This is a genomic window from Clostridium sp. (assembly GCF_016650095.1).
Classification (GTDB): Bacteria; Bacillota; Clostridia; order Clostridiales; family Clostridiaceae; genus Clostridium_AD.
The window spans coordinates 1-8,444 of sequence record NZ_JAENWL010000138.1 but is presented as its reverse complement, the minus strand read 5'-3'; the positions used below and the strand labels follow the sequence as shown (position 1 = coordinate 8,444).

The window sequence follows — 8,444 nt, the reverse complement described above, 5'->3', positions numbered from 1 at the left end:
TATTTCATAACCATAGACTTCTAGATTTATATTACTTGAACTTTCTAAATTGTTTTTTTCACTATTGGATTTGTTATTAGCCCACTTATTAATACTTCTAGCCTTTACTCTTGTAGTTATTTTTTCATCTTCAAATATTGTTTCTATGTCTAAAAGTTTCATGCCCTCTGTTTTTTCCAAATTTGCCTCTACACCATGAGGATCGCTTAAGCTATTCCCAAGCATTTGATAGCCTCCACAAATACCTAATATGTTACCTTCTTCGCTATATTTCACAATTGCGTCTGCAAGCCCCGACTCTCTTAAAGTGATTAAATCCTCAATAGTATTTTTAGTTCCAGGTATTATAAGTAAGTCTGGATCTCCTAATTCTTCTTTAGTTGTAACAAATCTAACTGAGACATCTTCCTCACTCTTTAATGCATCTAAATCTGTAAAATTCGATATATGTGGAAGCTTTATTACCGCTACATCTATAGGTGCAGTAATTTTTTTGTTAAATTCTACTGCTCCATCTTCATCTTCTAAATCCAATCTAAAGTAAGGAACTACCCCTGCACAAGGAATATGTATAATATCCTCTAGCATTGTAAGTCCAGGTTTTAAAATTTCTAAATCCCCTCTAAATTTGTTTATAATAGTGGCTTTAACTCTTTTTTTCTCATTCTCATTTAGTAAAAGCAAAGTTCCTGCAAGGGATGCAAATACTCCACCTTTATCTATATCTCCTGCGAGTATTACAGGGGCATCTATAAGCTCTGCCATTCCCATATTTACTATATCTCTATCTCTTAAATTAATTTCTGCAGGACTACCTGCGCCTTCCATTACTATAATATCAAACTTTTTTTCTAGTTCTTCAAACTGCTTCTTTAACATATCTTTAAATTCTAATTTCATATTATGATACTGCATTGCTGTACTATTTCCATAAACCTTACCATTAACTATAATTTGGCACTTTTTATCTGAGGTAGGTTTCAATAAAATCGGATTCATAAATACTTGTGGCTCAAGGCCAGCTGCATAAGCTTGAAGCACCTGTGCTCGTCCCATTTCTTTTCCATCTAATGTAATATAAGAATTCAATGACATATTCTGTGACTTAAAAGGACATACTGAAAATCCATCTTGTTTAAAAATCCTACAAAGCGCTGTTACTAATATGCTTTTCCCTACAGATGAAGCGGTTCCTTGAACCATTATTTTAGCCATAACTCTTTCCCCCTTCTTTCTCCTAATATTCTCACTTTGGTGCAAAATAAAAATAACAGCAAGCTTTCACACCTGCTGTTATGTACAAATTTCTCATTGCACTAACTTAAATTCTACAAGTTCTTTCCCGCCGAAAGCTTAATATTACAATTTTAGGCAGGTCTCCTGGCTCTTGATACGCTTTTTCTTATCCCTTTCCGCTTTGCAGGTGGTTATAAAAAAATCCATGTTCAATTACAGTAGCGGGGGCTGCTGTGGAATTACACCACATTCCCTTTTCACCTTATTACTAAAAGGCACCTAAAAATATCTATTCACTTTTTCCCTAATATACTATTTTAAAATCAAACTTACAAATTCCATTATGTTATGCGTTTCTACATAACCAAGTCTATAGCATTACATTAATTATGTCAATCTATAAGAGCTTTATATTCCTTGCTACATTTTTCGAAATTATAGATTTTACTAATTATATAAATACTCATTATCTTGCTTATCTGATCTTTCTATTTTATTCACTTTAATTGTTGGAATCATACTAATTTCTCCACTTTTAAACTCCTGATATTCTCGCTGTCCAAGTGTACCCTCTATGTTTACCCAAGTGCCCTCAGTGAATATTTTCTCACTCGAATAATCACATAGAAGACCCCATAATTGAGCATCTGCCATGCAACAACTTACAACAATTCTAGATAATATAAATTCATCTTTATTAAGTCCCTTTTGGTTATATATAAAACCCTTAATACTAATAGCCCTACCAACATAATTGTTTGAATTTTCATATATATCTTCATAATTATTTTTAAAGTTTTCATTAGTCATATCCATAGTCTCAACTTTTACTGGTTCCATACTTTCTAAAGAGTTCTTTATTGCAACATTAGTGTTCTCAGTAGACTTAATGTTTTTTTCATCATACTCACATATCTGTGTCCCATCAGGTAAGAGTGTATGTTTATGATTTAAAGTACTAATTTTCAATTGTGACGTTAATGAAAATCCTTTATTTATTACGCTATCAACACTGAGCCCTTCTGATTTCAATAGAATTCCTAAGCTAAGTGGAATTAAGAACATGATATACCCAATCTTTAATGTCTTAGCTTTTTTATCGCTAAAAATATTCTTCCCTTGGAAAATAGCCAAAATGATAAAAAAAACTAATGCAAACTTTACGTATTTAACCATCTTGGGATGTACAAATAAAGTTATTTTATTTGTACTTATAATCATATAAAAATAGTAAGTGAAACCTGTGAGTATGAGAAACCATATTAATTCATTTAGATTTAACTTTTTTTTCACGCATTACCCTCCTAATAGGTCTTTATGAGTAGACAACAGTTATCTAACGTTATCCCTCTTGTTGGTCTTTGTAAGACAAGGGACATTCAAGCAAATAACAAGTCAGTATACGAGCCTATCCTAGGCTAGTCTTTTTTCATATTCCTAAGTTGAAAACATTACCTAGAATAGCAATTGGAAATATGTTTGCTATTACAGCTAAAATAAAACAAATAGTAATTATAAGGAAAATAAGTTTAGCTACAAAACTTATTTTAAAACTACCACAAAGCATAATTGTATTTTTTATATCTATCATGGGTCCCAAGATTAAAAACCCTAAGATTGAACCAGTTGTAAACTGCCCTAAAAAACTTCTAGCTATAAAGGCATCTGTTTCTGAACAAATTGATAAAACAAAGGCGAGCATCATCATCACTATTATGGAAGATAAAACGCCACCACCTATTGATAAAATAAATGTCTTAGGTATGAAAACCTGCATACATGTTGATAGGAATACTCCCATTATAAAAAATCTACCTATATCATATAATTCTACGCTAGTATGTGATATTATTTCCTCTATATTTCTTATAAGCTTATTGTTACTTTTACTATTATTATGACTATGCCCACAAGAACAGTTACCATTATTCTCATTTGAATGTCTATGTTTATTTTTAATAATAGTAGTATTTTTACGTATGTGCATAGTATGATGTTCACAACCACATCCTGCTTTATATATGATGCCTTTAGTCTTTTTCACAGTATCTCTCTTAAAGGGGCTACCTCTATGTAGTGTTCCAATAAGTATACCTATTGTTATGGCCCCAATCATACCAAACATAGCTCTTGCTATTACCATATATGGCATTCCCATGAAAGCATAATGTGTTGACAATAAAACCACGGGATTCATTATTGGAACTGATAACATAAATGTAACCGCAATATTTAAAGGAACACCCTTCTTAAGAAGTCTCCTAGTTATAGGAACAATAGCGCACTCACATACTGGGAAAACAAGTCCAACTAAGGAAGCAATTAAAACCCCTACGAATTTATTTTTAGGAATTATTTTAGCAATTGCATCCTCAGAAACAAATATCTGAATTATAGAAGAAGTTAATGCTCCAATTAGAATAAATGGGATACCTTCAAAAATTATGCTAAGAAAAATCGTAGCAAAGTCATTAATAATCCTTGAATCTAATTTAATAATATTAGCATTCCTAGCGAAATATATACTTAGTAGTAAGACTATTATTATGCTTAAAATTTTTATTATAGTAATCTCACTATCATAAATTCTCTTACTTTCATCAATCAAGTTCTCAGCCCCTTGCTATTAATATTTATACATTCTAAATATTATATTATCTTAAACTGAGTACTATGCTATTTGCGATGGTTCTAAAACAAAAACCAGATATAATATACATTAAAAAAATTATCCACACTAGAACCAAAATTTATGGCTCTAATGTGGACAACTCTGTTTATAACACTATTCGTATTTTGAGAAATTTATTCGAATCACCAAATAATTAATAATTACATCTTAAATATTACTCTATTTTTCCATTTAGGTATGGTGAATAAGTCATGTGAGCATGATTCTCTGTAATATATTCATCCTTTATTAGACCTATATTTTGATTATATACTTTTCTATAAATTATATTATTTCTTATATATCCGCCAAACATCCCAGGCGTAATAGAATGTTCTTTCTCATAAACTTCATATTTATTCATAGACCGCTGCGTACTTATCCATTCCCCAACTAAGTTATCCCTTGTTAAATATATTACAAGTTGAAAGTCACTACTTGTACCATTATAAATTTGCAAATCTAAAGAGTTGTAAGCGCAAGTAGCCCCAGTCCCAAACGGTTGTGTTCTATTAACATCTGGAAAAACATCATGACTATGTCTGTACCTTTCCGTTACAGTTAAACTTGTGTGCAAAGTCATCCAATATATAAGATTTGAGAGCTGGCAAAGTCCGCCACCAACCCCTGCTTTAAATGTACCATCCGCACATAATACTAACCCATCTAAATATCCCTTTCCATAAGTAGGTTTGCCTATAAGCTTCCAATAAGAAAAAATTTCTCTAGGTTTAATAACTATACCATTTAGTTTATTAGCTGCAAGTTTAAGATTTGTAATTTTATTGTATTGAAGCTGCATATCTACATTTTTCAGTTTTCTGAGTAGAGGTGTACTGTGAGTAAATAGAACATACGAATATAATTTCACACTTATATTCTTTGCATAATGATTGCCTTTAAAATACCACTGCTTGTACCTCTTGGCAGAGTAATAACCTTTACCAAATAAAATCCTAATTTTTGACCTTCTTATAGGTTTTTTCTCTAAATACATCATAAACTCAACCCCCGAAATAAATTAACCTAATATAGATATACTTGCATAAATCAATACTCCATTAACTAATATTATTGTTGTTCTCATAGGATATAATAAATTACATTTATGATTTACATTCTCAGGTCGTTTATATGATATATCATATCATTAATTTCAAAATAATATATATTAACAATTTTATATCTTAAAAATAAAGAATAAAAAAATGAAGGTTGTATAATCCTCTTTTTAATTCAATTTAAATAATTACTAAAATAAAGTCGAAATATATTGATTTTAGTAATTATATAATTTATTATATATTAGGTTGGATAATTTTAGCATGAAAAAGTTATATTGGAAATTATTAATATAACTTTATCTTATTAAAAAAATATCCTATCATATTATATTTTGCACAAACAAAAGAGGGGGACGTCTAAATGAAATTTAAAAATTTAAAATTCAACAGTATTCGTACTAAATTAATCATCAGCTTAGTAAGTATTTGTGTAATTCCATTAATTATAGCGGGATTCGGTTCTTATAGTCAATCAAAATCAATACTTAGTAAGAAGTTAACTCTTACAAGCACGCAAACACTTACAGAAATAAATAGTGGGTTACTTGATTATTTTCATGGATTTTCAGATATGATTATAATGGTGTCAAATAATTATGATTTCGTAAATGTCGATGATGCTGATAATTTAAAATATGTACCTGACGTATTGAAAAACTTAAAAGAAAGTGATAAAGATATACTCGATGTATATTACGGAACTGCCTCTGGCAAATTTGAAAGATTTCCTAAAGCGGAAGTTGCTAAAGGGTATGACCCTTCTTCAAGACCTTGGTATAAACAAGCTTTAGAACATAAAGGTGAAGTTATAATAACCCCACCCTATAAAGATGATGTAACAGGAAGTAATGTTGTTGGAATCGCACGAACAGTAGAAAAAAACGGAAAAGTAGTTGGTGTTATTGGGCTCGACTGTACACTAACCACACTTGCAGATCGGATATCTACAAAGAAGGTAGGCAACACAGGATACGTGTTTATTGCTGATGTCTTAGGTAATGTTATAGCTCACCCTCAAAAGGATCTTATCGGCACAGACGGTGCCTCTAAGTTATCATTTTGGGATAAAGTAGAGTCAGACAATAGTGGTTTTGTTAATTACGATTATAATGGTGTGAATAAATTTGGAGTATATCAAACAAATGAATTAACCGGTTGGAAGTTAGTTGCTACGTTAGATGAAAGTGAACTATCCAGTGATACAAAGTCTATATTACATACAACTTTGTTAATAATATTAGTAATGGGAATAATTTCAGTATTTATGTCTTTAATATTAAGTAAGGGAATAGCTCATAATATACAAAAGTTAAAAGAAGTATTTTCTAAGGCTTCAAATGGCGACTTAACAGTGTCTTTGACCGCTTCAACAAAAGATGAATTTAGCGATTTAGCTATATCATTTAACTCAATGCTAAAAAATATATCAGAACTTGTGAATAGTGTTACAAAATCATCCAAGACAGTACTCGAAACCTCAACAGCTCTTTCTAGTATGTCAGAAGAAGTAACATCATCTATAGGCGAAGTAGCAAGTGCGATAGAGCAAGTTTCAGTAGGAGCAACCGAGCAAGCTCAAAATGCTCAAAATGGTGCTTCTCAGATGGACGACTTATCAAATAGATTAGATAAAATCAGCGTTAACTCTAATGAAATGGATAAAATCTCAAGCGATACTAAAGATTTAGGTTCAAAAGGACTATCCATGATAAATACCTTAATTGAGAAATCCAATAAAACAAAAACAGCTACTACAGAAGTTAACGATATAGTTCAAGATATGAATGAAAGCACTAAGCAAATAAATGCTATCTCCGAAACAATAGCCAATATAACGGAACAAACTAATCTTTTATCATTAAATGCAAGTATCGAATCTGCACGTGCAGGTGAAGCAGGTAGAGGATTCGCTGTAGTTGCAGAAGAAATAAGAAAACTTGCTGACCAGTCAAAAACTTCAACAGAAGAGATAAAGGTAATTATAGCAAGTATACAAGATAAATCAAATATCGCAGTAAAGGCTATTAACTCCACTGAGACTATAGTAAATGAACAAGACTTAGCGGTAGGTCAAACTAAGGAGATTTTCAGTGAAATTTTGAAATCAATTGAAGTAATGATTACTAAAGTTGATGTAATAAAAATTTCTATTATTGATATAAACGAGAAAAAACAATCTACAGTATCAGAAATCGAGAATATTTCAGCTATATCAGAACAAACAGCCTCCTCTTCACAAGAAGTTACAGCTTCAACAGAAGAAATAACAGCTACTATGGAAGAATTTACAAAACATTCAAATGAACTTCAAATATTAGCTAAGAAATTGGAGACTGAGATAAATAAATTCAAAATTAATTAATATAAGGCATATGAAATAAAATAACCATCAATATGCACCATAAACTAGCACACTGATTTGTTATTTAATATGATTAATAAAAGGGAGCAGATGTAAAAAATACATTTGATCCCTTTTATTGATTTATTTGTTGTCTACGTTTAGTTTAGCTTTTAAAAACATAGCTTTTTTTCCGAGTTCCGCAAATTTAGCCTCGTATTCTGTAACTACATTGTCTTTAAGATCACTATTATGTAGATCATAGGTTGAAAATAATATTTCAAAACCACATTCCTTGAAATATTCTAATGAGTGTTCAAATAATTCTGTATCATCCGTTTTAAACCAAACCTCAGATCCAGGCTTTAAGAATTTCTTGTAGTTAGTTAAGAACCTAGTGTGAGTTAATCTTCTTTTGTTATGCCTATCTTTTGGCCAAGGATTACAAAAATTTATATAAATTTTACTTATTTCATCTTTTGCAAACACATCATCAATAAGCGTGATATTTAAAGGCATAAGCCTTACATTCAAACCTTTTCCCTCTTCAACTTCTCTTACATCTATTACTTTTCTAAGAGCAAACACTAACACTTCATCTTTTGAATCTATGCCTACAAAATTAATGTTGTGGTTTTGCTTAGACTTCTCTGCTATAAATCCACCTTTTCCGCAGCCTAGTTCTAGATGTATTTCATTATTATTTCCAAATGTTTCATTCCATTTCCCTTTATGAGCATATTGGTCTGTTATTACAATATTACTAGACTCTAGCTCTGGTCTAGCCCAATATTTTTTCCTTAGGCGCATATGTTTCTCCCCTTATATTTATAACATTAAAAAATTAATACATAATTTTTTATTAAATTCACTTTATAATTATATCACAGTTAACAACTAAAGAAACTTTATAGTTTATAAAGTTTCTTTAGTTGTTAACTGTCCCTCACTTTTAATTTAATTTAAAGATAAATTAGTTGTTAACTGTCCTTCACTTTTAACTCACTTTTATAATTTAAAGATCAATTAATTGTTAACCGTCCCTCACTTTAATCACTCTTCCCATTTTCCTCTAAATTATCACTGCAATGTTTACAAAAGTATTAAACAACCATAATCCTGGTACTTGCAC

Annotated in this window: 6 protein-coding genes and 1 riboswitch; of the genes, 1 reads left to right on the top strand and 5 read right to left on the bottom strand. The window is 30.6% G+C overall.

Features of this window, described 5'->3' with window-relative positions; genetic code table 11:
• The 4 genes from JJE11_RS09735 to JJE11_RS09720 form a co-directional block, all read right to left on the bottom strand.
• Window positions 1-1,215 (bottom strand): cobyric acid synthase (locus tag JJE11_RS09735; protein WP_291635015.1); only part of this gene is annotated, 1,215 nt, incomplete at its 3' end.
• Between the two features lie 137 nt (window positions 1,216-1,352).
• A riboswitch (cobalamin riboswitch) is annotated at window positions 1,353-1,534 on the bottom strand.
• 149 nt (window positions 1,535-1,683) lie between these two features.
• Window positions 1,684-2,529, bottom strand: coding sequence for a TIGR03943 family protein (locus JJE11_RS09730; RefSeq protein ID WP_291635014.1), 846 nt, complete (start codon window positions 2,527-2,529; stop codon window positions 1,684-1,686).
• Between the two features lie 136 nt (window positions 2,530-2,665).
• The gene (locus tag JJE11_RS09725; protein ID WP_291635012.1) at window positions 2,666-3,844 is read right to left on the bottom strand and encodes a permease; all 1,179 of its coding nucleotides are present in this window, start codon (window positions 3,842-3,844) and stop codon (window positions 2,666-2,668) included.
• Between the two features lie 238 nt (window positions 3,845-4,082).
• The gene (locus JJE11_RS09720; RefSeq protein WP_291635010.1) at window positions 4,083-4,907 is read right to left on the bottom strand and encodes a VanW family protein; all 825 of its coding nucleotides are present in this window, start codon (window positions 4,905-4,907) and stop codon (window positions 4,083-4,085) included.
• A 425-nt stretch (window positions 4,908-5,332) separates the two neighbouring features.
• On the opposite strand from JJE11_RS09720, the gene JJE11_RS09715 reads away from it, so the two are divergent.
• A complete protein-coding gene (locus JJE11_RS09715) occupies window positions 5,333-7,333 on the top strand; it encodes a methyl-accepting chemotaxis protein (protein ID WP_291635008.1) in 2,001 nt (666 codons plus the stop codon).
• 123 nt (window positions 7,334-7,456) lie between these two features.
• On the opposite strand, the gene trmB is transcribed toward JJE11_RS09715, so the two are convergent.
• Entirely contained in the window at window positions 7,457-8,122 is a 666-nt protein-coding gene (gene trmB, locus JJE11_RS09710) for a tRNA (guanosine(46)-N7)-methyltransferase TrmB (protein WP_291635006.1), read from the bottom strand.
• Window positions 8,123-8,444 lie beyond the last annotated feature (322 nt).

What these genes read in the sequence shown, in the direction of transcription:
- JJE11_RS09720 (WP_291635010.1), bottom strand. Translation starts at nt 4,907, where the DNA reads ATGATGTATTTAGAGAAAAAACCTATAAGAAGGTCAAAAATTAGGATT.
- trmB (WP_291635006.1), bottom strand. Translation starts at nt 8,122, where the DNA reads ATGCGCCTAAGGAAAAAATATTGGGCTAGACCAGAGCTAGAGTCTAGT.
- JJE11_RS09715 (WP_291635008.1), top strand. Translation starts at nt 5,333, where the DNA reads ATGAAATTTAAAAATTTAAAATTCAACAGTATTCGTACTAAATTAATC.